Here is a 24,096-nt window from a genome sequence, read left to right as displayed (position 1 = left end):
TTACCGCGCTCAAACCGTCCGTAACAAGATGTTGTAGGCAGAAAGAAGAACGGACGCAGCCTGATTGGCTCAGCTAACATCTGCAGGGAGAGCGTCTGCAGATGAAGTTCCGTTTTGTTCTGTTCATACGAGATGAAAAAGGAGTGAAGGCTTATGAAACACACAATTACAATTATCGGTCTTGGCGCCGGTGAGCTGGATCAGCTTACGATGGGTGTATATCGTTTGCTGAAGGAAACGTCTCATCTATACGTACGCACGAAAGAGCATCCGGTAATCGCCCAGCTTGAAGCAGAAGGGCTGACGTACACTTCTTTTGATGCTGTATATGAAGCGTACGACGAGTTTGAACAAGTATATGAATCTATTACGTCTATCCTTCTGGAGCGGGCCGCAGAGCAGGATATTGTGTACGCGGTACCAGGGCATCCTTTAGTAGCGGAACGTACGGTACAGCTTTTGCTGGAGCAAGGAGAAGCGCGCGGCATTGGAGTGGAAATTAAGGGAGGTCAAAGCTTTCTGGATCCGTTGTTTGCAAGCGTGAAAATTGATCCGGTTGAAGGATTCCAGCTAGTGGATGCAACATCCTTTAGGCAGGATGAGCTGGAGCTTCGTCACCATATTATCTTTTGCCAAGTATATGATGCATTTATCGCGTCCGAAGTAAAGCTGACATTGATGGAGTCCTTGCCTGATGATTATGAAGTATATATTGTGACAGCCGCCGGAACGTCATCTGAAAGCGTGAAGAAAGTGCTGTTGTATGAATTAGATCATGAAGCAGAATTAAATAACTTAACGAGCGTATATGTTCCTCCTATAAAGGATGAAGAGCTTCTGTATCAAGAGTTTCATGAGCTGCGCCGCATTATAGCCGAGCTGCGCGGACCGAACGGATGTCCATGGGATAAAGAGCAAACGCATCAATCTTTAAAGAAATACTTAATTGAAGAGGCGTATGAACTGTTAGAGGCGATTGACGAGGAAGATGACGACCACATCATCGAGGAGCTTGGGGATGTTTTGCTGCAGGTTATGCTCCATGCCCAAATTGGAGAAGATGAAGGGTGGTTCTCAATTGACGATGTAATTCGCACCCTGTCAGAAAAAATGGTGCGCCGTCATCCGCATGTATTTGGAGAAGTCCAGGCTGACAATGCTGAAGACGTAGTAGTGAACTGGAACGAAATTAAAAAACAGGAAAAAGGAACAGTGAAAGAATCTGTACTATCCGGTATTCCGAAAAGCCTGCCGCAGCTCTTGCAAGCCTATGAATTACAGAAGAAGGCGGCGAAGGTCGGTTTCGATTGGCAGGATGCAGAGCCGATGATGGAGAAGGTCAGCGAAGAATGGGAAGAGTTCCGGACTGAAGTGAAAAAGATGGATCCGGAGCGCATGCTGAAGGAGTTTGGAGATATTTTATTTGCTTTTGTAAACATCGCTCGTTTTTATAAGCTGAATCCAGAAGAGGCACTGCATACAACAAATCGAAAGTTTTTGAACCGATTTTCATACATGGAAGACAGGGTTGCCGGGATGAATAAGGAAATAGATTCTCTTACGTTAGAAGAACTTGATGTTTTATGGGAAGAGGCAAAACAAAACGGAATTGAGTAGGAGAGATTCGGATGAGATTGGATAAATTTTTAAAAGTTTCTCGTTTAATTAAAAGAAGAACATTGGCAAAAGAAGTAGCCGATCAAGGACGCATCATGATTAACGGTCAGCCTGCGAAAGCAAGCTCCACTGTAAAAGTGGGTGATGAGTTGACAGTTCGTTTTGGTCAAAAGATTGTAACTGTAAAAGTGAATGAATTGAAGGAAACGACGAAAAAAGAAGCGGCCAATGAGATGTATTCTATCGTCAAAGAAGAAAAAGCTGAAGCGGAAGGCTTGTTCTAAATAGGCGGCTCTCCTCATACATTGGTAACAGTACTAGCTATGGGGGGATTATGATGAACAAGGGCTACCAAGCAGCTTCTTCTAATAATACAAACGCTTCTGTTGAGCATGATGTTATTATGCGGGGCAGGCGCCTTCTGGACATCACAGGCGTTAAGCAAGTAGAAAGCTTTGATAGTGAAGAATTTCTTCTGGAGACAGTTATGGGTTTTTTGACGATTCGCGGTCAAAATCTGCAAATGAAAAACTTGGATGTTGAAAAGGGCATTGTATCTATCAAGGGAAAAGTGTTCGAGATGGCGTATATAGATGAGCATCATGCGGAGAAGGCTAAAGGCTTCTTTAGCAAGTTGTTTAAATGAGCCTTACCGTACAGTTTTATACAATGCTTTCCATGGTTGGAATGGGGGCATGGGTGGGCGCAGCTCTGGATACTTATCACCGTTTTTTGCAGCGTCCGAAACGAAAAAGATGGATTGTGTTCATACACGATTTACTGTTTTGGACTGTCCAAGCTCTCCTTATCTTTTACGTCCTGCTGCTTGTGAATGAAGCAGAACTGCGTATATATATATTTGTTGCACTGCTGTGCGGATTCGCTGCCTATCAAAGTCTGCTGAAAAAGCTATATGTAAAAATGCTGGAAGCCATCATTCAGTTTACAATTCGAACGTATAAACTGTTAGCTTCTCTGTTCAAGCTGCTCGTGATTAAGCCTATTATATTGTTCATACAGCTATTAATAGCAATTTTGCTGTTTCTGCTTCGTACAATTCAAGCAATTTCTCTATTCATTTACAGGCTGTGCATCCGTATTTTGCTGTTTATATGGAAAATTGTTTACGTCCCGCTTCGATTTATTGGAACGCTTGTATGGAAACTTCTCCCTAACCGTGTTAAAATTTTTATAAGACACTGTGCAGGATTCTTGCGAAAAATCGAGAAGATGAAAGTGATTGTCCTAAAATGGTGGAAATACATTAAAAAAAGGTTAGGGGGACCTCGTGAATGAGGGAACTGAAAAAATATGTAAGAGAGAATCCAACTTCGTCACCGCAGCATACACTACCAACAGAGAATAAAAGCAAAAAGCGTCTTCTGCGTCGTTTGACTCTGTTTCTTACATTTGCCCTTACCGTTGTAATCAGTTTAAATATTACGTTCTATAAGCAGAAAGCAAATATTAAGAAGCAGCAAGCGCAAATTCAAGAGCTGAAGAGAGAACTGGGGACGTTAAGTGCGGAGCAGAAAAAACTGAACGGCCAAGTTCAAAATTTGAACGACGACGAGTATATTGCAAAGATTGCCAGAAGAGATTACTTCTTCTCGAAACCGGGAGAGGTAATTATTCCTATTTCTAAGTAGCTGGTGTTTTGTTGACACTGTATTTTAGGATTATATATAATGAAGTAAAATCGACCTTTTCAAACCTAAGGAGGAGCATTTTTTTTATGGCAATTGAGGTAGGCAGCAAGTTACAAGGAAAAGTAACAGGTATTACTAATTTTGGGGCTTTCGTAGAGCTGCCAGATGGAGTAACAGGTCTCGTTCACATTAGTGAAGTAGCGGATAACTATGTAAAGGATATCAACGATCATCTTAAAGTAGGCGATCAAGTTGAAGTAAAAGTAATAAACGTTGAAAAAGACGGTAAAATTGGTTTATCTATTAAGAAAGCAAAAGAGCGTGAAGGTGCAGCAGCTGAGCAACAGCGTCCGAATCGTCCGCAACGCAACAACAACCGCCCTTATGGTGACCGTGACCGTGACCGCGGTCGCGGCCGTGATCGTGACCGTGACGATCGCAATCCGAAAGAAAATTTCGAACAAAAGATGGTTCGCTTCTTAAAAGAAAGCGAAGATCGCTTATCTTCTTTAAAACGCAATACGGAATCCAAACGCGGAGGCCGCGGCGCTAGACGCGGATAATTTGCTGTTTATCCTTGGAGATAGGGGGCATTCGGAGACGGGTGCCTTTTTGTTTGTGTAAAAATAAAAAAGCTGTTGACACAAGATGCGATTACAGGTATTATAGTAATTGTCCGTTAAGGAAATCAGGACATGGCGGTGTAGCTCAGCTGGCTAGAGCGTACGGTTCATACCCGTAAGGTCGGGGGTTCGATCCCCTCCGCCGCTATATAACGGCCCGTTGGTCAAGCGGTTAAGACACCGCCCTTTCACGGCGGTAACACGGGTTCGAATCCCGTACGGGTCATCATGTAAAAAGCTAAACCAATTATGGTTTAGCTTTTTTGTTTTATCATGAATTAACGGGCAGTAAGACCCCTGCTTCAAAACTTAGCGCATTCAGTGGGGGAGGTTCATACCTATGTATTCTAAAAACACTTCTACAAAAACAGAGCGAATCTTTGTAAAATCTTGCACTGTATATATAAAAACAGCCATGTTTATGTATACATATAGGGGGATTTCAGATAAAAAGTCGAACAATTATAACAATTCAGGTAGTTGTTTTGACAAAAATTCCCTAGCTATCCTTTTATAATTACAATTAATAAAATATGCGGGTGGTGTGAAAAGTATGCCAAGAACAGAAAAAGGTACGATGGATTCGGGTGCTAGTGTATTGGCAGTAGACCGCGGTGTTTCACGTTGGACAAGTAAAGTAAAGACAGTTATAGAGAATATCTTCTTCCGATGGGGGTTTGTAATTGCTTTAGTGGGCTTTCTTCTGGGACGAGCCTACATCTTAACGAATATTTTACCGTTTGCGCTCCCGTTCTTTGCGGCAGTCTATGTCATGAAGCGAGATAAGATGGCATTGGCCTTCTTAGCGCTGATGGGAGGAGCATCTACAGTCTCTTTTGAAAATACTGCTTTCACCTTTGCCTCTATCTTTATATTCTTCCTATATAATTTGTTTTTTGCAAGATTCACTCGCAAAATAGTTGGTCTTGTACCGTTTCAAGTATTCCTCTCTGCGTTGACAGCACATTTGGTTGTCGTATACTTCAGTCAGCAATCCCTTGTTATGTATGATGTATTTATGAGTACGATTGAAGCCGGCTTAAGCTTCGTCTTAACTATGATATTTTTACAAAGCGTACCGCTGCTTACGGAACGCAAAGGAAAACAGCAGTCTCTTGAAACGGAAGAAATAGTATGTTTAATCATTTTACTTGCTTCTGTTTTGACAGGTACAACAGATTGGTTTATCTACCATTTATCTGTGCAGCATATTTTTACTAGATATTTAGTGCTCGTATTTGCGCTTACAGCAGGAGCTGCAACCGGTTCAACGGTCGGAGTCGTAACCGGTTTAATTTTAAGTTTGGCAAATGTCGCAAGCTTGTATCAGCTTAGCCTTCTTGCTTTCTCAGGCCTGCTCGGCGGACTATTAAAAGAAGGGAAGCGAATTGGTGTCGGTTTAGGCTTACTCATTGGGACAAGTCTCATTACTTTATACGTAGATAAGCAAGCGGATATTTCAAAAACCTTGTTGGAATCTGTGGCGGCAATTCTCATATTTCTGCTTACACCGAAGTTTATTTTAGAAAAGCTAGCTAAATTTATACCGGGTACGGTGGAAAATTCGGTAGATCAACAGCAATATTTAAGGAAAATGCGAGATGTCACATCTCAGAAAATTACACAGTTTGCCAATGTGTTCCAAGCTCTTTCTAATAGCTTTTCTGTCTATGGTTATGTGCATGAGGCAGATGAAGAAGAAGAAGCAGATTTATTTTTGGGCGGCGTGACGGGGAAAACTTGTCAATCGTGCTTTAAAAGAGAGCAATGTTGGGCAGTAAATCCGGAGCGGACGTACGATTATCTGAGGCAGATTATGACGGAAACGGAGGAAGGTACGCTTGGACGCAATACGAAATTTCTCAAGGAGTGGGGCAAATATTGTATAAGAGGAACGAAAGTCACCGAAGTCATTGAGCAAGAGCTATTCCATTTCTATGCAAATCAGCAGTTAAGAAAGCAAATACGTGAGAATCGCAGACTTGTAGCAGAGCAGCTCCTTGGTGTTTCTAAGGTCATGGAAGATTTCGCGAAGGAAATCCAGCGTGAAAAGGAAAATCATCAAGTGCAGGAAGAGCAGATTTTAGAAGCCTTCCGCAACTTTGGTGTTGAAATTGGACATGTTGATATTTACTGCCTCGACCAAGGCAATGTTGATATAGAAATGACAATTCCAAATGCAAGCAATCAAAGGGGGGAGTGCGAGAAACTCATTGCGCCGATGTTGTCTGATATTTTAAGCGAAACGATTTTAGTGGTGCGAGAGGAGAAATCACCATATCCCCATGGGGTGAGTACGGTGTGCTTCGGGTCGGCAAAAACGTTTTCTGTAGATACAGGCATCGCCACGGCTGCAATGGGCGGCGGCCTTGTATCAGGAGATTCGTATTCTACCATGGAGTTGAGCATAGGAAAGTATGCTCTTGCGATTAGTGATGGCATGGGAAATGGCGAGCGTGCGCATATGGAAAGTAAAGAGACTCTTAAGCTGCTGCAAAAGATTTTGCAATCCGGTATTCAGGAGACAATTGCTATTAAAGCCATTAATTCGATTCTATCATTGCGGACAACAGAAGAAATGTTTACAACGCTTGATTTAGCAATGATTGATTTGCGCGATGCAAGTGCAAAATTTTTAAAAGTCGGTTCTACGCCAAGTTTTGTAAAGCGGGGAGAACGTATTATTAAAGTAGAGGGCAGCAATTTGCCGATGGGCATTATTGAAGATTTTGAAGTGGATGTTGTGAGTGAACAGCTCAAGAGCGGAGATCTGCTCATCATGATGAGCGATGGTATTTTTGAAGGGCCGAAGCATGTAGAAAATCATGAGGCTTGGATGAAACGAAAAATAAAAGAGCTGCAAACAGAAGATCCGCAGGAGATTGCAGATATTCTCATTGAAGAGGTTATCCGCTCCCGCGGCGGCTTCATTGAGGACGATATGACAGTTGTAGTGGCAAAGATAGAAAAAAATATGCCGAAATGGGCCACTATTCCAATTATAAGTAAGCAGGCACAGTAGTATAAAACCCCTTGATCCCGTCAAAGATGGTAATACGTTACAGAAGAGAAGAGGGATAAGGGTGAAAGGCACTTTAAGGCAAATCTTACTGCTGACGGATGGTTATTCGAATCATGGAGAAGATCCCATTGCGATGGCATCTTTAGCAAAAGAGTATGGGATAACAGTAAACGTAATCGGAATTTTGGATGAAGATCATTTAGATGAAAATGCGCAGCGGGAAATTCAAGAGATTTCTGCAGCGGGCGGCGGAATGAGTCAAATCGTATATGCAAAGCAGCTGTCGCAGACGGTGCAAATGGTAACAAGAAAAGCGATGACACAAACGCTGCAAGGGCTCATCAATAAAGAATTGCAGCATATTCTCGGAAAAGAGAAAACGCTTGAGGATCTTCCGCCGGATAAGCGCGGCGAAGTTATAGAGGTAGTGGATGATCTCGGGGAAACCATTCATCTGCAAGTGTTAATTTTGATAGATACGAGCGCAAGCATGGAGAAGAAGCTCCCTACTGTAAAAGAAGCTTTGCTGGATCTTTCTTTAAGCCTGAATGCGAGAATGGGAGATAATGAATTTGGCGTTTTCGTATTTCCAGGGCATCATGAAAATGTTGACAGAGTGCTCGACTGGACGCCAAATTTAAAGAAATTAACAAGTGTGTTTCCAAAGCTTGTGACAGGCGGCTTAACGCCGACAGGACCTGCATTGAAGCAGGCATTGGAATATTTCCGCGAGAAACGGAAGGAAAGAAGCAAGGAGCTGGGAGACGGATATGATATCGGTTCATCAGGCTTATAATCTAAAGCAAGGAACAATCGTACAAGGAAAGTGGAATCACTCTCGATACCGAATCATTAAATCTCTCGGCTGCGGAGCGACAGGTATAGTATATTTAGCAGAATGTCCAAAGGGACGCGTCGCTTTAAAAATGAGCAATAATAGTACGGCAATTATCTCAGAGGTCAATGTTTTAAAGAAGTTCGGGAAGGTCCAAGGTTCTATCCTCGGGCCTTCTTTGTTGGATGTAGATGATTGGTTTTCTCCTTCTTCAAGTCAGCTCATGCACTTCTATGCTATGGAATATTTAGACGGAGAAAATTTATTTCAGTTCATCAACAAGCGCGGTGAGGAGTGGCTGGAGGTATTTTTGCTCCAGCTTCTTGGTGATTTGCAGAATCTGCACGAAACCGGATGGGTATTTGGAGATTTAAAACCTGATAATGTGATTATTATACCGTCTCCCCCGAAAATCCGCTGGCTCGATGTTGGAGGAACAACACTGCAAGGAAGAGCAATCAAGGAATATACCGAGTTCTTTGACCGCGGATATTGGGGCTTGGGGTCAAGGAAGGCTGAACCATCGTATGATTTATTTTGCGTGGCAATGATGATTATGAATGTTGCCTATCCACACAGATTTATTAAAAAGGGCGATGGACATACCCAGCTAATTCGAATGATTGAGCAAAAGTCTCTCCTGATGAAATATAAGCCGATCCTTTTAAAAGCATTTGAAGGTAAATACGCAGACGCCGTGCAAATGAAGAACGACCTCGTGCAGCTGCGAATGAGATCAGACAAAAGAAATGTGCCAAAGCAGGTGCATAGACAAAGAGCTCCTTCTCAGAAAAAAAAGAAGGGGATATGGGAAACCATTCTTCTGCTTATTGCCGTATTAATTGGATATTTTGTGTACATATACACAAACTTACTATAATTATAGGTGTTTTTTTTGCAGATAAATGATAAAAAGTGGTACGATTGTATCAGGAAGTAGAATGGAGCAGCGTATGAAAGGTGATAAGATATTGAAAAAATCATTTGCTTCTAAAATAGATGACTTTACAGCAGAGCATCAATTGCTGCATCCTGGTGCAATCGTGGTAGTTGGTGTGTCGGGAGGACCTGATTCCCTTGCCTTGCTTCATTATTTGCTGCAAAGAAAAGAAAAAGACCGGCTCCGTCTTATAGCAGCTCATGTAGACCATATGTTTCGCGGTGAAGAATCGGAGCAGGATATGCGATATGTGGAAAGCTTGTGTAAGGAACTTGGAATTGCATGCGAGGCAGCGCGGATCGATGTAAAGAAATATCAAGAGCAGTATGGGCTTGGAGCGCAGGCAGCAGCAAGAGAGTGTCGATATGCTTATTTAGAATCTGTCATGAAAACATATAACGCGGATTATTTAGCGCTTGGCCATCACGGTGATGACCAAATCGAAACTATCCTGATGCGTCTTGTGAGAGGAAGCACTTCAAAAGGATATGCAGGAATTCCAGCAAAGCGGGCATTTGCTTCCGGGATGATTATTCGTCCGCTTTTGGCTGTCACTAAAACGGAAATTGAAGAGTATTGCTGCGAACATTATATCGAGCCGCGCATCGATCCAAGCAATGAAAAGGAAGCATATACGCGAAACAGATTCCGCAAGCATGTGCTTCCATACCTGAAGCAGGAAAATCCAAATGTTCATGAGCGTTTCCAATTCTTTAGCAAGTTTATCCAAGAGGATGAAGCCTATTTGCAGGAATTAGCTTTTGAAAAGATGAATAAAGTAGTTAAGAAAAAGGACAAAAATAATATAGTTCTTTCAATTCCTGCTTTCGAATCCCTGCCTATGCCTTTACAAAGGAGAGGGATTCAACTAATATTAAACTATCTTTACGAATACAAACTACCTTCATCACTTTCTTCTATACATATTGAGCAAGCACTGGCTTTTTTAAGACGTTCTCATCCTTCTGGTTCGCTTGATTTTCCAGCTGGACTTAAGGTAATACGGACGTATGAGGAGTGTAGCTTTAGTTTCAAACAAGAGAAAGCCCTTCCTTTTTCTTATATGCTATCGGTTCCGGGAACGGTTGTTTTGCCGAATGGAGATGAATTGACGGCAGAAGTGAGCAAGAAATTTCCTTCTTCTCATGATTCTTTTACATTTATCGGATTAAGCAAAAGCATTTCTGTTCCGCTCATTGTTCGATCGCGTGAAGGTGGAGATCGAATGACGATAAAGGGTATGAACGGCACGAAAAAGATAAAAGCTATCTTTATTGAAGAAAAAGTGCCAAAGCTTCAAAGAGAAGAATGGCCGATTGTTTGTGATGCACAAGGAAATATCGTTTGGCTTCCATTGTTGAAGCAGTCTGCTTTAGCTGTTTCAGTGCCGGAGGAAAGCGAGGATAGTTATCTGCTCATTCATTACAAAAGCAAGGATTCTTCTAGGAGGATAAACAAATGATGAATCAAGATATTGAACAAGTACTTGTATCAGAAGAACAAATTCAAGAAAAGGTAAGAGAGCTCGGTGCGATTATCGCACAGGATTATAAGGATACGATTCCTTTAACGATAGGCGTATTAAAGGGCGCTATGCCGTTTATGGCGGATCTTCTAAAACGTACAGATACGTACATTGAAATGGACTTCATGGCAGTTTCGAGCTATGGTCATTCTACAATTTCTACAGGAGAAGTGAAAATTTTAAAGGATTTGGACACTTCTGTAGAAGGGCGAGACATTTTAATTGTAGAAGATATTATTGACAGCGGTCTTACATTAAGCTACTTGGTAGACTTATTTAAATATCGTAAAGCGAAATCCGTAAAAATCGTTACATTGCTTGATAAGCCGACAGGCAGAAAAGTAGACATCCAAGCGGATTATGTAGGTTTTACTGTACCGAATGAGTTTGTTGTTGGATATGGCTTGGATTATAAAGAGCAATATCGAAATCTTCCTTACATAGGGGTATTAAAACCAAGCGTTTATTCAAACTAATAATACATAGGTTTTACAGTTGGATAGGAAAGTTTTTCTATGTTACTATTTACTATAATGTTTATGCTGTGAGAGGAGGTTAGGAATGAATCGCATCTTCCGTAATACCATCTTTTATTTACTAATATTTTTAGTTGTAATCGGGGTTGTCAGCTATTTTAACGGTTCTACCCAGCAGACAAAACCGGTTCGCTATGATACATTCCTTGATCGATTGGATAAGGGAGAGGTAAGCTCAGTCACACTGCAGCCTAAAAATGGCGTATTCGAAGTGAAGGGGCAATTCACGAATGCCGGCAAAGAGGATTACTTTGTAACCTATGCGCCAAATACTGAAGAATTACAAAAGAAGGTAAATGATAAAGCAAAGAACACAAAGGTTGACTATCAGCCGGCAGAAGAAACAAGTGCTTGGGTGACGTTCTTCACTTCCATCATTCCGTTTGTAATCATTTTCATTCTGTTCTTTTTCCTTTTAAATCAGGCACAGGGCGGCGGAAGCCGTGTGATGAATTTCGGGAAAAGCAAAGCGAAGCTCTACAACGACGATAAGAAAAAGGTTCGTTTCCGAGATGTAGCAGGTGCAGATGAAGAAAAGCAAGAGCTTGTGGAGGTAGTGGAATTCTTAAAAGACCCTCGCAAGTTCGCTGAGCTCGGTGCCCGCATTCCGAAAGGGGTTCTGTTAGTAGGTCCTCCGGGAACGGGTAAAACATTGCTTGCAAGAGCGGTAGCAGGAGAAGCTGGCGTGCCATTCTTCTCTATCAGCGGTTCTGATTTCGTAGAAATGTTCGTCGGTGTCGGTGCTTCCCGTGTCCGCGATTTGTTTGAAAATGCGAAAAAGAACGCGCCTTGTATCATCTTTATCGATGAAATCGATGCAGTAGGACGTCAGCGCGGCGCAGGTCTTGGCGGCGGTCATGACGAGCGCGAGCAAACGCTGAACCAATTGCTTGTAGAAATGGACGGCTTCGGTGCAAACGAAGGTATCATTATCGTTGCAGCAACAAACCGCCCAGATATTCTAGACCCTGCGCTATTGCGTCCAGGACGCTTTGACCGTCAAATTACGGTTGACCGTCCAGATGTAAATGGACGTGAAGCAGTATTGAAAGTACATGCTCGCAACAAACCGCTTGATGAAAGCATTAACTTAAGAGCGATTGCGATGCGTACACCAGGGTTCTCTGGTGCAGATTTAGAGAACCTATTAAACGAAGCTGCTCTTGTAGCAGCGCGTCAAGACAAAAAGAAAATCGAAATGGTTGATATTGATGAGGCAACCGACCGCGTAATTGCAGGTCCTGCGAAGAAGAGCCGTGTGGTTTCTGAAAAAGAACGCAACATTGTTGCCTATCATGAAGCTGGTCATACAGTAATTGGAATGGTGCTTGATGAAGCGGACATGGTTCACAAAGTAACAATCGTACCTCGCGGTCAAGCTGGCGGATATGCAGTCATGCTTCCGAAAGAAGACCGTTATCTCATGACAAAGCCGGAGTTGCTCGACAAAATTACAGGATTGCTTGGCGGACGCGTAGCAGAAGAAATCATCTTCGGTGAAGTCAGCACAGGCGCTCATAATGACTTCCAGCGTGCAACAGGCATCGCAAGACGTATGGTAACTGAGTTTGGTATGAGTGATAAGCTTGGTCCAATGCAGTTTGGGAGTTCGCAGGGTCAAGTATTCTTAGGAAGAGATTTCCATTCTGAGCAGAACTACAGTGATGCGATTGCACATGACATTGACATGGAAATGCAGCGCATCATGAAAGAGAGTTATGCTCGTGCTAAGGAAATTCTGACTGAGAATCGCGATAAGCTTGAAATTATCGCTAAGACGTTGCTCGAAGTGGAAACTTTGGATGCGGAACAAATCAAGGGTCTTTACGAAAACGGCATATTGCCGGAGCGAAAGCAAAATACGTTCAGTACAGAAGATGTAAAGATAAACATATCCGCTAAAAAAGATGAAACGAAGCAAGAGCCGAAGGAGTGACTTTAAGTCACTCCTTTTTTCAATGATTATAAAATTCCGCGGCAATGCTTTCCATTACTTTTCTCTGTTTGCAGCCCATGCTGCTTGCGCAGTATGTGCCATACAAAAGAACAAACCTGCATGCTCAGTCAAAGAGGGCGTCTAAAAGGATTTGACCGTTACCATACTCAGCAGGCGCGCTATGCCCATCTAAAAAAGAATTCAGCACGGGTTTCTCCCGTGCTGTTTTTTCCTTGATAACAATTCTCCTGAAAGAATAATCATATGTCGGTATGATATGATAATTGTATTAAACATGAGGAGTGAAAGTATGATTTTTGTATTGGATGTGGGGAATACAAACACTGTTCTGGGAGTATTTGAAAAAGGGCATTTGTGTCAGCATTGGCGCGTTGAAACGAGCCGCAATAAAACAGAAGATGAATACGGGATGCTTGTAAAGGAGCTTCTTGCTTATGAAGGTATTACTTTTAGTGATGTGACTGGCATTATTATCTCATCTGTGGTGCCGCCCATTATGTTCGCGCTGGAAAGAATGTGTGAAAAATATTTCAGGCTAAAGCCGCTTGTAGTAGGGCCGGGCATTAAAACAGGTTTAAATATCAAATATGAAAATCCGCGTGAGGTCGGTGCGGATCGGATCGTCAATGCAGTAGCAGCAATCCAATTGTACGGCAGTCCGCTTATTATAGTGGATTTTGGAACGGCTACTACATATTGCTATATCAATGAAGAGAAGCATTATATGGGGGGCGCCATTACGCCAGGCATTATGATTTCTGCAGAAGCTTTATACAGCCGTGCCGCAAAATTGCCAAGAATTGAAATTACGCGTCCAAATGAAGTTGTTGGGAAAAATACAGTTAGTGCAATGCAATCAGGCATCCTATATGGTTATGTAGGACAAGTCGAGGGCATTGTAAAGCGTATGAAAGCGCAAGCGAAAAAAGAGCCGACTGTTATTGCAACAGGCGGCTTGGCAAAATTAATTGCAGAGGAATCCGATGTGATTGATATTGTAGAGCCATTTTTAACATTAAAAGGTTTATATATGCTATATGAGCGCAATGCGCTACAACAAGAAAAGGGTGAATAAACAGCATGAAAGATTATTTAGTGAAAGCATTGGCATTTAACGGCGAGGTGCGTGCGTACAGTACGCTTACGACCGAAACAGTACGTGAAGCGCAGCGCCGTCATGATACGTGGAGAACAGCTTCTGCTGCGTTAGGGAGATCTTTAACGGCGGGTGCAATGATGGGAGCCATGTTAAAGGGAGATCAAAAGCTGACGATCAAAGTAGAAGGAAATGGCCCTCTTGGACATATTTTAGTGGATGCGAACGCAAATGGAGAAGTGCGCGGCTATGTATCCAATCCGCATGTAGACTTTGAAGCGACGGAACAAGGAAAGCTTCGTGTGTATCAAGCAGTAGGGACAGAAGGATTCCTAACAATCATTAAAGATATTGGTTTGCGTGAACCGTTTATTGGACAAGTGCCTCTCGTTTCCGGAGAGCTTGGAGAGGATTTTACGTACTACTTTGCTGTTTCTGAGCAAACACCGGCTTCTGTAGGGGTAGGTGTGCTTGTAAACGGAGATGACAGCATTTTGGCTGCCGGCGGATTTATCCTGCAAATTATGCCAGGGGCAGAGGAAGAAACGATTGCTTTTATTGAGAAGCGTCTGCAAGCTATCCCTCCTATCTCCAAGCTGGTAGAGCAAGGGCTCTCTCCGGAGGAAATTTTGTATGAGGTTGTAGGAAAAGAAAATCTCAAGATTCTTGAAACAATGGATATAAAATTTCAATGTACATGTTCTCGAGAACGCATTGAGGGTGTACTTATGAGTTTAGGTAAGGCAGAACTCGAAACAGTGCGTGAAGAAGAAGAGGAAACAGAGGTACATTGTCATTTTTGCAACGAACGATATATATTTTCGCGAGAAGATCTGACAAAGTTAATAGAAAACTTATAAAAGAGATAATTTTGATTTATTGAAAAATTATATACAATATCGAGTAATATGAATTGACAAATAGTCCTTTGTCTGTGAAAATGTTTATAAAATCAATAAAATTACTTGGTAATGGGAGTGACGGAGATGAAGGTTGCACAATCTGTTTCAGAATTGATTGGAAAAACACCGATTGTAAAGCTGAATCGTATTGCAGATGAAAACAGTGCTGATATTTACTTGAAATTAGAGTTCATGAATCCTGGAAGCAGCGTAAAGGACCGTATTGCGTTAGCTATGATTGAAGATGCTGAGAAAAAAGGGCTTCTAAAAGAAGGGGATACAATCATTGAACCGACAAGTGGAAACACAGGTATCGGGTTAGCAATGGTGGCTTCTGCGAAAGGATATAAATCAATCCTTGTTATGCCGGAGACGATGAGTATAGAACGCCGCAACTTATTGCGTGCATACGGAGCTGAGCTTGTATTGACGCCAGGACCTGAAGGAATGGGTGGAGCGATTCGCAAAGCGGAAGAGTTGTCGAAAGAGTATGGCTACTTCCTACCACAGCAATTTAAAAACGAAGCGAATCCGGAAATTCACCGCTTAACAACCGGCCCCGAGATTATTGAGCAAATGGGCGACCAATTGGATGCATTCGTTTCAGGTATCGGAACAGGCGGTACAATCTCAGGTGCAGGTGCAGTATTAAAAGAAAAGTATCCAAACGTAAAAATTGTTGCTGTTGAACCGACGGATTCCCCTGTATTATCAGGCGGAAAGCCAGGACCTCATAAAATTCAAGGTATCGGTGCAGGGTTTGTGCCGGACACATTAGATACAGAAATTTATGATGAAATTATCCAAGTGAAAAATGAGCAGGCATTTGAATATGCGAGAAGAGCGGGACGCGAGGAAGGAATCCTTGTTGGTATTTCCTCCGGCGCAGCGATTTACGCGGCATTGGAAGTGGCGAAACAGTTGGGCAAAGGTAAAAAAGTATTGGCAATTATTCCAAGTAACGGCGAACGCTATTTAAGCACACCACTTTATCAATTTGAATCTTAAGTTTCAGGGCATTCCTAATAGTAGGGATGCCCTTTTTTGTTTGCTGGGAAGGTATAATGTTTTTGGGGAGCTCTAGTTCTGCGCCTGAACGAGCCGGTTTCGCTTTTGGTGGTGTCCAGCTCCACCGGCTAGGCGCTGCCACCTAAGAACCTTACCCACACAAAGGCAAAAAGCGCCTTTGAGGGGTAAGAACCTTAGGTTCTGCGCCTGAACGAGCCGGTTTCGCTTTTCTGTGGTGTCCAGCTCCACCGGCTAGGCGCTGCCACCAGAGAACCTCAGCCGCAAAAAGGCAAAAAAACGCCTTTTAGGGCTGAGAACCTCTGATTCTGCGCCTGAGCGAGCCGGTTTCGCTTTTCTTAAAAAAGAGTGAAGAGACAGACAACATCGTGTAGAATGAAACCGTACTAACAAAACGATGTGAGGTGTGAATATGCAGCAACGAAAGGTATTAGCTGTTTCTGTGCCATATGAAAAGAATTTTTTTCTTCAATATAAATTTTTGTCGCAGCAAAAACCGTATCATTTCATTCTCGAGAGCGGCAGAGGAGGCCGATACAGCATCGCAGGATTGGACTCGACTGCGGTTCTGCGCGGGAAAGAGGATGAGCTGCGCATCCAAGAGAACGAGCAAGAGCTCGTGCTGAAAGGGAATCCCCTTGACTTGATGAAGCACTATATGGAAGAGCGGCATGCGGAGCACAACGATGTGTACCCGCCATTCCAAGGCGGCGCTGTCGGTTACTTCAGCTATGATTGCATTCGATATATCGAAAAACTTGATACTTTATCGAAAGACGATTTGGAACTGCCGGATGTGTTCTTTATGGTGTTTGATGAAGTATTCGTATTCGACCAGGAAGAGAAGGAGCTTTGGTTTATCATACAGCATGAAGGTGATGAAGAAAAAGCTATGACTCGCCTAGAAGAAATGAAGGTGCTCTGGATGAAGGAAGTGCCGCCGGTCTACGTTCCCCCGCAGGATATTTCCTCTGCTGAATCGAGTGTATCGTTTACAGAGGAAGGCTTTGTGGACGCAGTAGAGCGTATACAAGAATACATCACGGCGGGCGACGTATTCCAAGTGAACCTGTCTGTCCGTCAATCGCAGCCGCTTCGCTCTCATCCGATTGAGGTCTACACGAAGCTTCGCGAAATTAATCCATCTCCTTATATGGGCTACCTGGAGCTGTCTGATTTTCAAATCGTGAGCGGTTCTCCTGAGCTGCTTATCAAGAAAAAGGGAAATGAGGTAAGTACGCGTCCGATTGCCGGCACACGCTCGCGCGGCAAAGATGAGGCTGAGGATGAAGCGTTGGCAAAGGAATTGATCGAAAATGAAAAAGAGCGCGCAGAGCACGTTATGCTTGTTGATTTGGAACGCAACGATTTAGGGCGTGTGTGCCGCTACGGAACAGTAGAAGTGAATGAATTTATGGCAATTGAAAAATACTCCCACGTGATGCATATCGTTTCCAATGTAAAGGGGGAGTTGGAAGAGGGAAAAGATGCTTTTGATATTGTAAAAGCGGTCTTCCCAGGCGGTACAATTACAGGGGCCCCTAAAATTCGGACAATGGAAATTATTGAAGAGTTGGAGCCGGTAAGAAGAGGCATATACACAGGATCAATCGGCTGGATCGGATTTTCAGGCGAAATGGAATTAAATATCGTAATTCGTACATTGCTGGCGAAAAATGGACAGGCACATGTACAAGCGGGAGCAGGTATAGTCATTGACTCAAATCCAAAAAATGAATATAAAGAATCACTGAAAAAAGCCATTGCATTATGGCGTGCAAAAGAAAGCAGCGAAGAAACGGTTAGGTGAGAGATATGATATTGATGATTGATAATTACGATTCATTCACGTTTAATCTTGTACAATTTTTAGGTGAGCTCGGACAAGAGCTTTTCGTAAAACGAAATGATGAAGTAAACATTGAAGAAATTGAAGAGCTTGCTCCGTCGTTTTTAATGATTTCACCCGGTCCTTGCAGCCCGAATGAAGCGGGCATCAGCATGAAGGTAATTGAGCATTTTGCTGGTAAAATCCCAATTTTCGGCGTATGCCTTGGACATCAGTCGATCGCGCAAGTATTCGGGGGAGACGTAGTGCGTTCAGAACGTCTGATGCATGGGAAAACGTCACAAATGTATCATGACGGTAAAACTATTTTCACGGATATTCCAAATCCGTTTACGGCAACTCGTTATCATTCCCTTATCGTGAAAAAGGAAACTTTGCCGGATTGCCTTGAAATTTCTTCTTGGACAGAAGAGGGAGAAATTATGGGGCTTCGTCATAAAACGCTTCCGATAGAAGGAGTGCAATTCCATCCGGAGTCCATTATGACATCTCACGGCAAAGAACTGCTGAAAAACTTTATTACGCATTACAGCCGGAGAGCTGCAACATGCTGATTTATGTGAACGGAGAATATGTAAGCGATAAAGAAGCGGTTATTTCTCCTTATGATCATGGCTTTTTGTATGGATTAGGTGTATTTGAAACATTCCGCGTTTATAGCGGTCACCCGTTTTTATTTGATGATCATTATGAGCGGCTGTTGACCGCTCTCTCTTTCTTGCATATTGAGTGGCATATGGAGAAGAAAGAATTGCTCCAGATTTTACACGAATTATTGGAGCGCAACGGTATTGAAGATGCATATGTGCGCCTGAATGTATCAGCAGGGACCGCAGAGGTTGGCTTGCAAACAGATCCGTATTATGCTCCGTCCGTTATTATGTTTATGAAGCCGTTGCCGGTTACCGACAGTACTCCAGAGAAAAAGGGCATTATTTTACAAGTGCCGCGCAATACACCGGAAGGCCCCTTTCGTTTAAAATCACATCATTACTTAAACAATATCCTCGGGAAAAGAGAAGTCGGGAATGACCCGAAAAAAGAAGGCATTTTCTTAACTAAAGAGGGATATGTGGCAGAAGGAATTGTATCGAATATCTTTTTTGTAAAACAAGGTGTATTATATACACCTTCAGTAGAGACGGGCATTTTAAACGGCATTACAAGAGCGTTTGTTTTACGGTTGGCAAAGAGCATAGGCGTTCAGACGCGCATAGGATTTTTTGCAAAAGAAGAGCTTCTAAAGAGCGATGAAGTGTTCGTAACAAATTCCATTCAAGAAATCGTGCCGATGCATGGTGTTGGTTCCGCTTCATTTCCAGGGAAAGAAGGAGAGGTTACGGCAAAACTTATCCATGCATATCGTATTTATCGACATATATTGTGGAGCAAAAATGAGATTACAAAAGGAGATTGAGCAGTATGGGAATGAAATATAATATTCAATGCGGACCATACGAGCTGCATATTGCAGAAGAAACCGCCATTATGGGTATTTTGAATGTAACGCCCGATTCCTTTTCAGACGGCGGCAATTATGATGAAGTGCAAGCAGCGGTATCGCGTGCTAAGGAGATGGTACAGCAAGGGGCGCATATTATAGATATTGGAGGCGAGTCTACTCGTCCCGGTGCTGCAAAGGTTACGCAAGAAGAGGAATTACAACGCGTTGTTCCTATAATTCAAGCTGTGTCTCGTGCTGTACAGGCGCCGATTTCTATTGATACATATAAAGCTGAGGTGGCGCGTCAAGCTATTGAAGCAGGGGCTCATATTATTAATGATATTTGGGGTGCAAAGGCGGATCCGCAAATGGCGGAAGTAGCCGCTTATTATGAGGTTCCGATTGTTTTAATGCATAATCGCGACAATCGTAATTACCGCAGTCTTATGGCGGATATGATTGCAGACTTATATGAAAGCGTAAAGCTCGTAAAGGCAGCGGGCGTTCGCGATGAGAATATTATTTTAGATCCTGGCATCGGCTTTGCGAAAACACAGGAGCAAAACTTGGAAGTGATGAGACATTTAGAGCAGCTGACTGTTCTTGGTTACCCTATTTTGCTTGGAACATCCCGCAAATCCTTTATTGGGCATGTTTTGGAGCTTCCGGTCGATGAAAGAGCGGAGGGAACAGGAGCCACAGTCTGTTTAGGTATTCAAAAGGGCTGTGATATCGTGCGTGTGCATGATGTGTTAGAAACGGCCAGAATGGCAAAAATGATGGATGCGATGCTCGGAAAAGGGGGCGTTCGTCTTGGATAAAATCTTCGTGCATGATATGGAGTTCTATGGTTATCACGGTGTGTTTCCAGAGGAAAATAAGCTTGGACAGCGTTTTAAAGTGGATTTGACAGTAGAGCTTGATTTGCGCAAAGCTGGGGAAACAGATGATTTGGACCAATCCGTCAACTACGGAGAGCTGTATCACTTATGTGAGCGTATTGTAGAAGGGAAGCCATATAAGCTTCTAGAATCTGTGGCGGAGAAAATTGCCTCTGCTATCTTGAACGAGTATCCGTTGATTCAAAGCTGCACGGTAAAAGTCATTAAGCCTGATCCGCCAATACGCGGGCATTATCGTGAGGTGGCTGTAGAGATCAAGAGGGATTGTGCATGAAAAATATCGCGTATCTAGGGCTTGGATCTAATATGGGAGACCGTTCGGCTTATCTACATCAGGCGGTTTCCTTGCTGAATGAGCAAACGGCGATTAAAGTAGAAAAAGTATCTTCTATTTATGAAACAGATCCGGTTGGATATACAGACCAAGACCGATTTCTTAATATAGCAGTAAAAATTTCTACCAATTTACAACCTGAAGAACTCTTGCAGATTATGCAAAGTATTGAGTATGAATTAGGAAGAAAAAGGGAAGTTCGCTGGGGGCCGCGTACAATTGACCTTGACATTTTGCTGTATAATCACGAAAATATTGTAACAGAGAGCCTTATTATTCCTCATCCTCGTATGTACGAACGAGCGTTTGTATTAGCGCCTTTGTCTGAAATAAATCGAGCGATAGAGGAACAAATTTCGCATATACAGCTAGAAGAAATGAAAAGGCTAGAAGGAGTTACGGTATGGAAGCAGAGAAATGGGGAAGGCGCATTCGTGCTTTTCGAAAGCTAAAAGGCTATACGCAAGAGAGTTTTGCGAAGCAATTAGGAATATCTGTGTCAATTCTAGGGGAAATCGAACGAGGCAATCGGCTTCCTTCCGAAGATTTTCTTACACAAGCTGCAAAAGCGCTGAATGTTTCAATAGAAGAGCTTAAACCGAAGCAACAATAAGAAGGGAGGAATTCAGATGTTGAAAATAGGAAACATCGAAATGAAAAACCCGGTTGTATTAGCGCCGATGGCAGGCGTATGTAACTCGGCGTTCCGTTTGACTGTTAAAGAATTCGGGGCAGGATTGGTATGTGCAGAGATGGTGAGTGACAAAGCCATTCTGTTCAATAACCAAAAAACGATGGATATGCTGTATATTGATGAGCGCGAGAAGCCGCTCAGCTTGCAGATTTTCGGTGGAGAAAAAGAAACGCTTGTGGAAGCTGCAAAATTTGTAGAAAAAAATACAACAGCAGACATTATTGATATTAATATGGGCTGCCCTGTGCCGAAGATTACAAAGTGCGACGCAGGGGCAAAATGGCTCTTAGATCCAAATAAAGTATATGAGATGGTCGCAGCTGTTGTAGATGCAGTACAAAAGCCTGTTACTGTAAAAATGCGCCTTGGCTGGGATGAAGATCACATTTATGTAGTGGAAAACGCAATGGCCGTAGAGCGAGCAGGCGGTCAGGCTGTAGCGGTGCATGGACGTACGCGTTCACAGATGTATGAAGGAAAAGCGGACTGGAATTACATTAAGCAAGTGAAGCAAGCGGTAAACATTCCGGTTATCGGAAACGGTGATGTAGAGACGCCGCAGGATGCAAAGCGCATGCTTGATGAAATCGGTGTAGATGGTGTTATGATTGGCCGTGCAGCACTTGGCAACCCATGGATGATTTATCGCACTGTAAAATACTTAGAAACAGGCGAGCTGATGGAAGAGCCAGGAGTACGTGAAAAGATTGATGTATGTATTCTTCATTTGGACCGTTTAATCGATTTGAAGAATGAAAATATTGCCGTAAAAGAAATGAGAAAGCATGCTGCTTGGTATTTAAAAGGCGTGCGCGGCAATGCGAGAGTAAGAAATGCTGTGAATGAATGCAATACAAGAGCAGAACTTGTAACGCTATTAACAACATTTGTAGATGAAATTGAGCAAAAGCAAAGCGCAATTCAAGTAGGATAACGTTGACATTCAAGGCAGTACTGCCTATAATTACGTCAAAGAAATGAGAACTGCCAGCATTTAGCTGGCAGTTTTTCTAGTTGGACAGAAAGTGTTATACTGTATATATTGCAAAATTTCATAGAGCTGGAGTTGATTTCATGAGTCACGAAGAGTTAAATGACCAGTTGCAGGTGCGCAGAGAAAAGCTGCACAAGCTGCTGGAAAAAGGAATGGACCCGTTCGGAAAACGTTTTGAGCGTACGCATTCCACAAAACAACTACTTGAATTATACGGAGAGCTTTCTAAAGAAGAGCTAGAAGAGAAGGGCGTTTCCGTTTCTATTGCAGGGCGCATTATGACGAAGCGCGGTAAGGGAAAAGCAGGTTTTGCCCATATCCAAGACTTGCATAACCAAATTCAAATTTATGTTCGGCAAGATGCTGTCGGAGAAGAGCAATATGAAATGTTCAATACAGCAGACTTAGGCGATCTTGTAGGAATTGAAGGAACAATCTTTAAAACGAAGGTCGGAGAACTATCTATTAAAGTAACAGGTTTTACTTTATTAACAAAATCCCTTCGTCCGCTTCCGGACAAATATCATGGCTTAAAAGACGTAGAACAGCGCTACCGTCAGCGTTACTTGGATTTAATCACAAGCATGGAGAGCCGTGAAACATTTATCGCACGCAGCAAAATCATCCAAGCTATGAGAAGATATTTGGATGACAACGGCTACTTAGAAGTAGAAACTCCAATGATGCATGCAATTGCCGGAGGTGCTTCTGCCCGTCCGTTTATCACGCATCATAATGCATTGGATATGCAGCTTTACATGCGTATCGCGATTGAGCTTCACTTAAAGCGTCTAATTGTCGGCGGTTTAGAAAAAGTATATGAAATCGGACGCGTATTCCGCAATGAGGGAATCTCTACTCGTCATAATCCGGAATTTACAATGATTGAACTGTATGAAGCGTATGCAGATTACAAGGATATTATGAAGCTTACAGAAAATATGATTGCTCACATTGCAAAAGAAGTATTAGGTACAACGAAGGTGCAATACGGCGAATATGAAGTAGATCTAGAGCCAGAATGGAAACGACTTCATATGGTAGATGCTATTAAAGAGCAAACAGGAGCAGATTTCTGGAGCCCTATGAGTGTAGAAGAAGCACGTGCGCTTGCAAAAGAACACAACGTAGAAGTGAACGAGAACATGGAAGTCGGACATATCATCAATGAATTCTTCGAACAAAAAGTAGAAGAGCAGCTGATTCAGCCTACATTCATTTACGGTCATCCAGTAGAAATTTCGCCTCTTGCGAAGAAAAACGACGAAGACCCTCGTTTTACAGATCGTTTCGAGCTATTCATTGTAGCGCGTGAGCATGCGAACGCGTTTACAGAGCTGAATGACCCGATTGATCAAAAAGAACGCTTTGAAGCACAGTTAAAAGAACGTGAGCAAGGGAACGATGAAGCGCATATGATGGATGATGACTACATCGAAGCCCTTGAATACGGTATGCCTCCTACAGGCGGGCTGGGTATTGGAATCGATCGCCTTGTCATGTTATTAACAAACTCGCCATCTATTCGTGACGTTTTGTTATTCCCTCTTATGAGACATAAACAGGACTAATGTAGAAAAAGCTTTGGAGAATCTCCAAAGCTTTTTATTATTTTGTTAGGATAGAAAATGCAGTAATAAAGCCTATTTAAAGCTATTTTACTTTGTGAAAAATTTTATTAAAAAAACTATTGCATTTCTTATTTGTAACTGATATATTTATAAACGTTGTCACGAACGAAACAGCTTGAAAGAAAAAAGTTGTTGACGTAGAGATGACGAAATGGTATATTATAAAAGTCGCCTTGAGCGATGAATAGTTCTTTGAAAACTAAACAAAATGCGAAACGTCAATTTTTATTTTTAAAGCTAGACAAACACTTTTATGGAGAGTTTGATCCTGGCTCAGGATGAACGCTGGCGGCGTGCCTAATACATGCAAGTCGAGCGAACCTCTTCGGAGGTTAGCGGCGGACGGGTGAGTAACACGTGGGTAACCTGCCTGTAAGACTGGGATAACTTCGGGAAACCGAAGCTAATACCGGATACTTTTTTGAGTCGCATGACTCGAAATGGAAAGGCGGCTTCGGCTGTCACTTACAGATGGACCCGCGTCGCATTAGCTAGTTGGTGAGGTAACGGCTCACCAAGG

At 42.7% G+C, this 24,096-nt stretch carries 24 protein-coding genes, 2 tRNA genes and 1 rRNA gene; all 27 read left to right on the top strand.

What is annotated here, in order from left to right:
- Window positions 1–153: 153 nt before the first annotated feature.
- Entirely contained in the window at window positions 154–1,617 is a 1,464-nt protein-coding gene (gene yabN, locus H540_RS0112560) for a bifunctional methyltransferase/pyrophosphohydrolase YabN (protein WP_028400966.1), read from the top strand.
- A gap of 11 nt (window positions 1,618–1,628) precedes the next feature.
- Complete coding sequence (locus tag H540_RS0112555) at window positions 1,629–1,901, top strand: RNA-binding S4 domain-containing protein (RefSeq protein ID WP_028400965.1); 273 nt, start codon at window positions 1,629–1,631, stop codon at window positions 1,899–1,901.
- A gap of 53 nt (window positions 1,902–1,954) precedes the next feature.
- The gene (gene yabP, locus H540_RS0112550) at window positions 1,955–2,263 is read left to right on the top strand and encodes a sporulation protein YabP (protein ID WP_028400964.1); all 309 of its coding nucleotides are present in this window, start codon (window positions 1,955–1,957) and stop codon (window positions 2,261–2,263) included.
- Complete coding sequence (yabQ, locus tag H540_RS0112545) at window positions 2,260–2,913, top strand: spore cortex biosynthesis protein YabQ (protein ID WP_028400963.1); 654 nt, start codon at window positions 2,260–2,262, stop codon at window positions 2,911–2,913. Before yabP ends, yabQ begins: the two co-directional genes overlap by 4 nt.
- Window positions 2,910–3,266, top strand: coding sequence for an FtsB family cell division protein (locus tag H540_RS32080; protein WP_028400962.1), 357 nt, complete (start codon window positions 2,910–2,912; stop codon window positions 3,264–3,266). The genes yabQ and H540_RS32080 overlap by 4 nt, the downstream gene beginning before the upstream one ends.
- Before the next feature lie 86 nt (window positions 3,267–3,352).
- Window positions 3,353–3,829: a S1 domain-containing RNA-binding protein gene (locus tag H540_RS0112535; protein ID WP_028400961.1), complete on the top strand. Its 477-nt coding sequence runs from the start codon at window positions 3,353–3,355 to the stop codon at window positions 3,827–3,829.
- 134 nt (window positions 3,830–3,963) lie between these two features.
- Window positions 3,964–4,037 (top strand) — tRNA-Met (locus H540_RS0112530).
- Between the two features lie 6 nt (window positions 4,038–4,043).
- A tRNA-Glu gene (locus H540_RS0112525) sits at window positions 4,044–4,115 on the top strand.
- A 351-nt stretch (window positions 4,116–4,466) separates the two neighbouring features.
- Window positions 4,467–6,911, top strand: coding sequence for a stage II sporulation protein E (gene spoIIE / locus H540_RS0112520; protein WP_425388117.1), 2,445 nt, complete (start codon window positions 4,467–4,469; stop codon window positions 6,909–6,911).
- Window position 6,912: 1 nt separating this feature from the next.
- Entirely contained in the window at window positions 6,913–7,707 is a 795-nt protein-coding gene (locus H540_RS0112515; RefSeq protein ID WP_281172500.1) for a vWA domain-containing protein, read from the top strand.
- On the top strand, window positions 7,682–8,626 hold the full coding sequence (locus H540_RS0112510) for a protein kinase domain-containing protein (protein ID WP_028400958.1): 945 nt from the start codon (window positions 7,682–7,684) through the stop codon (window positions 8,624–8,626). The genes H540_RS0112515 and H540_RS0112510 overlap by 26 nt, the downstream gene beginning before the upstream one ends.
- A 91-nt stretch (window positions 8,627–8,717) precedes the next feature.
- The gene (gene tilS, locus H540_RS0112505) at window positions 8,718–10,148 is read left to right on the top strand and encodes a tRNA lysidine(34) synthetase TilS (RefSeq protein ID WP_028400957.1); all 1,431 of its coding nucleotides are present in this window, start codon (window positions 8,718–8,720) and stop codon (window positions 10,146–10,148) included.
- Window positions 10,145–10,687: a hypoxanthine phosphoribosyltransferase gene (gene hpt, locus H540_RS0112500; protein ID WP_028400956.1), complete on the top strand. Its 543-nt coding sequence runs from the start codon at window positions 10,145–10,147 to the stop codon at window positions 10,685–10,687. Before tilS ends, hpt begins: the two co-directional genes overlap by 4 nt.
- 85 nt (window positions 10,688–10,772) lie before the next feature.
- On the top strand, window positions 10,773–12,683 hold the full coding sequence (gene ftsH / locus H540_RS0112495) for an ATP-dependent zinc metalloprotease FtsH (protein WP_028400955.1): 1,911 nt from the start codon (window positions 10,773–10,775) through the stop codon (window positions 12,681–12,683).
- Between the two features lie 310 nt (window positions 12,684–12,993).
- A complete protein-coding gene (locus H540_RS0112490) occupies window positions 12,994–13,779 on the top strand; it encodes a type III pantothenate kinase (RefSeq protein ID WP_028400954.1) in 786 nt (261 codons plus the stop codon).
- A gap of 5 nt (window positions 13,780–13,784) precedes the next feature.
- The gene (hslO, locus tag H540_RS0112485) at window positions 13,785–14,660 is read left to right on the top strand and encodes an Hsp33 family molecular chaperone HslO (RefSeq protein WP_028400953.1); all 876 of its coding nucleotides are present in this window, start codon (window positions 13,785–13,787) and stop codon (window positions 14,658–14,660) included.
- A gap of 126 nt (window positions 14,661–14,786) precedes the next feature.
- Window positions 14,787–15,710 carry a cysteine synthase A gene (cysK, locus tag H540_RS0112480; RefSeq protein ID WP_028400952.1) on the top strand — a complete coding sequence of 308 codons (924 nt, stop codon included), beginning with the start codon at window positions 14,787–14,789 and terminating at the stop codon, window positions 15,708–15,710.
- A 430-nt stretch (window positions 15,711–16,140) separates the two neighbouring features.
- Window positions 16,141–17,538, top strand: a complete 1,398-nt coding sequence (trpE, locus tag H540_RS0112475; protein WP_028400951.1) for an anthranilate synthase component I — start codon at window positions 16,141–16,143, stop codon at window positions 17,536–17,538.
- Between the two features lie 5 nt (window positions 17,539–17,543).
- On the top strand, window positions 17,544–18,131 hold the full coding sequence (gene pabA, locus H540_RS0112470) for an aminodeoxychorismate/anthranilate synthase component II (RefSeq protein WP_028400950.1): 588 nt from the start codon (window positions 17,544–17,546) through the stop codon (window positions 18,129–18,131).
- On the top strand, window positions 18,125–18,994 hold the full coding sequence (pabC, locus tag H540_RS0112465) for an aminodeoxychorismate lyase (protein WP_028400949.1): 870 nt from the start codon (window positions 18,125–18,127) through the stop codon (window positions 18,992–18,994). The genes pabA and pabC overlap by 7 nt, the downstream gene beginning before the upstream one ends.
- 5 nt (window positions 18,995–18,999) lie before the next feature.
- Entirely contained in the window at window positions 19,000–19,842 is an 843-nt protein-coding gene (gene folP, locus H540_RS0112460) for a dihydropteroate synthase (protein WP_028400948.1), read from the top strand.
- A complete protein-coding gene (folB, locus tag H540_RS0112455) occupies window positions 19,835–20,197 on the top strand; it encodes a dihydroneopterin aldolase (RefSeq protein ID WP_028400947.1) in 363 nt (120 codons plus the stop codon). Before folP ends, folB begins: the two co-directional genes overlap by 8 nt.
- Entirely contained in the window at window positions 20,194–20,709 is a 516-nt protein-coding gene (folK, locus tag H540_RS0112450; protein WP_028400946.1) for a 2-amino-4-hydroxy-6-hydroxymethyldihydropteridine diphosphokinase, read from the top strand. The genes folB and folK overlap by 4 nt, the downstream gene beginning before the upstream one ends.
- Window positions 20,661–20,870, top strand: a complete 210-nt coding sequence (locus H540_RS0112445; protein WP_028400945.1) for a helix-turn-helix domain-containing protein — start codon at window positions 20,661–20,663, stop codon at window positions 20,868–20,870. Before folK ends, H540_RS0112445 begins: the two co-directional genes overlap by 49 nt.
- Window positions 20,871–20,886: 16 nt before the next feature.
- Window positions 20,887–21,885, top strand: a complete 999-nt coding sequence (gene dusB / locus H540_RS0112440; protein WP_028400944.1) for a tRNA dihydrouridine synthase DusB — start codon at window positions 20,887–20,889, stop codon at window positions 21,883–21,885.
- Window positions 21,886–22,025: 140 nt separating this feature from the next.
- Window positions 22,026–23,516 carry a lysine--tRNA ligase gene (lysS, locus tag H540_RS0112435; protein ID WP_028400943.1) on the top strand — a complete coding sequence of 497 codons (1,491 nt, stop codon included), beginning with the start codon at window positions 22,026–22,028 and terminating at the stop codon, window positions 23,514–23,516.
- 310 nt (window positions 23,517–23,826) lie between these two features.
- Window positions 23,827–24,096: ribosomal RNA gene (locus H540_RS0112430) — 16S ribosomal RNA — on the top strand; the annotation flags it as partial.

Source organism: Ectobacillus panaciterrae DSM 19096 (assembly GCF_000430785.1).
Lineage (GTDB): Bacteria > Bacillota > Bacilli > Bacillales > Bacillaceae_G > Ectobacillus > Ectobacillus panaciterrae.
Note: the sequence above shows the minus strand (reverse complement) of the source record. Positions and strands in the feature narration are given on the sequence as shown.

Bases quoted from the DNA above. Each gene is read 5' to 3' on its own strand.
- dusB (WP_028400944.1), top strand. From the start codon at position 20,887: ATGTTGAAAATAGGAAACATCGAAATGAAAAACCCGGTTGTATTAGCG.
- H540_RS0112445 (WP_028400945.1), top strand. From the start codon at position 20,661: ATGGAAGCAGAGAAATGGGGAAGGCGCATTCGTGCTTTTCGAAAGCTA.
- cysK (WP_028400952.1), top strand. From the start codon at position 14,787: ATGAAGGTTGCACAATCTGTTTCAGAATTGATTGGAAAAACACCGATT.
- H540_RS0112555 (WP_028400965.1), top strand. From the start codon at position 1,629: ATGAGATTGGATAAATTTTTAAAAGTTTCTCGTTTAATTAAAAGAAGA.
- hpt (WP_028400956.1), top strand. From the start codon at position 10,145: ATGATGAATCAAGATATTGAACAAGTACTTGTATCAGAAGAACAAATT.
- H540_RS0112490 (WP_028400954.1), top strand. From the start codon at position 12,994: ATGATTTTTGTATTGGATGTGGGGAATACAAACACTGTTCTGGGAGTA.
- ftsH (WP_028400955.1), top strand. From the start codon at position 10,773: ATGAATCGCATCTTCCGTAATACCATCTTTTATTTACTAATATTTTTA.
- folP (WP_028400948.1), top strand. From the start codon at position 19,000: ATGGGAATGAAATATAATATTCAATGCGGACCATACGAGCTGCATATT.
- trpE (WP_028400951.1), top strand. From the start codon at position 16,141: ATGCAGCAACGAAAGGTATTAGCTGTTTCTGTGCCATATGAAAAGAAT.
- H540_RS0112510 (WP_028400958.1), top strand. From the start codon at position 7,682: ATGATATCGGTTCATCAGGCTTATAATCTAAAGCAAGGAACAATCGTA.
- H540_RS0112535 (WP_028400961.1), top strand. From the start codon at position 3,353: ATGGCAATTGAGGTAGGCAGCAAGTTACAAGGAAAAGTAACAGGTATT.
- hslO (WP_028400953.1), top strand. From the start codon at position 13,785: ATGAAAGATTATTTAGTGAAAGCATTGGCATTTAACGGCGAGGTGCGT.
- yabQ (WP_028400963.1), top strand. From the start codon at position 2,260: ATGAGCCTTACCGTACAGTTTTATACAATGCTTTCCATGGTTGGAATG.
- yabN (WP_028400966.1), top strand. From the start codon at position 154: ATGAAACACACAATTACAATTATCGGTCTTGGCGCCGGTGAGCTGGAT.
- folK (WP_028400946.1), top strand. From the start codon at position 20,194: ATGAAAAATATCGCGTATCTAGGGCTTGGATCTAATATGGGAGACCGT.
- H540_RS32080 (WP_028400962.1), top strand. From the start codon at position 2,910: ATGAGGGAACTGAAAAAATATGTAAGAGAGAATCCAACTTCGTCACCG.
- pabA (WP_028400950.1), top strand. From the start codon at position 17,544: ATGATATTGATGATTGATAATTACGATTCATTCACGTTTAATCTTGTA.
- pabC (WP_028400949.1), top strand. From the start codon at position 18,125: ATGCTGATTTATGTGAACGGAGAATATGTAAGCGATAAAGAAGCGGTT.
- lysS (WP_028400943.1), top strand. From the start codon at position 22,026: ATGAGTCACGAAGAGTTAAATGACCAGTTGCAGGTGCGCAGAGAAAAG.
- spoIIE (WP_425388117.1), top strand. From the start codon at position 4,467: ATGGATTCGGGTGCTAGTGTATTGGCAGTAGACCGCGGTGTTTCACGT.
- yabP (WP_028400964.1), top strand. From the start codon at position 1,955: ATGAACAAGGGCTACCAAGCAGCTTCTTCTAATAATACAAACGCTTCT.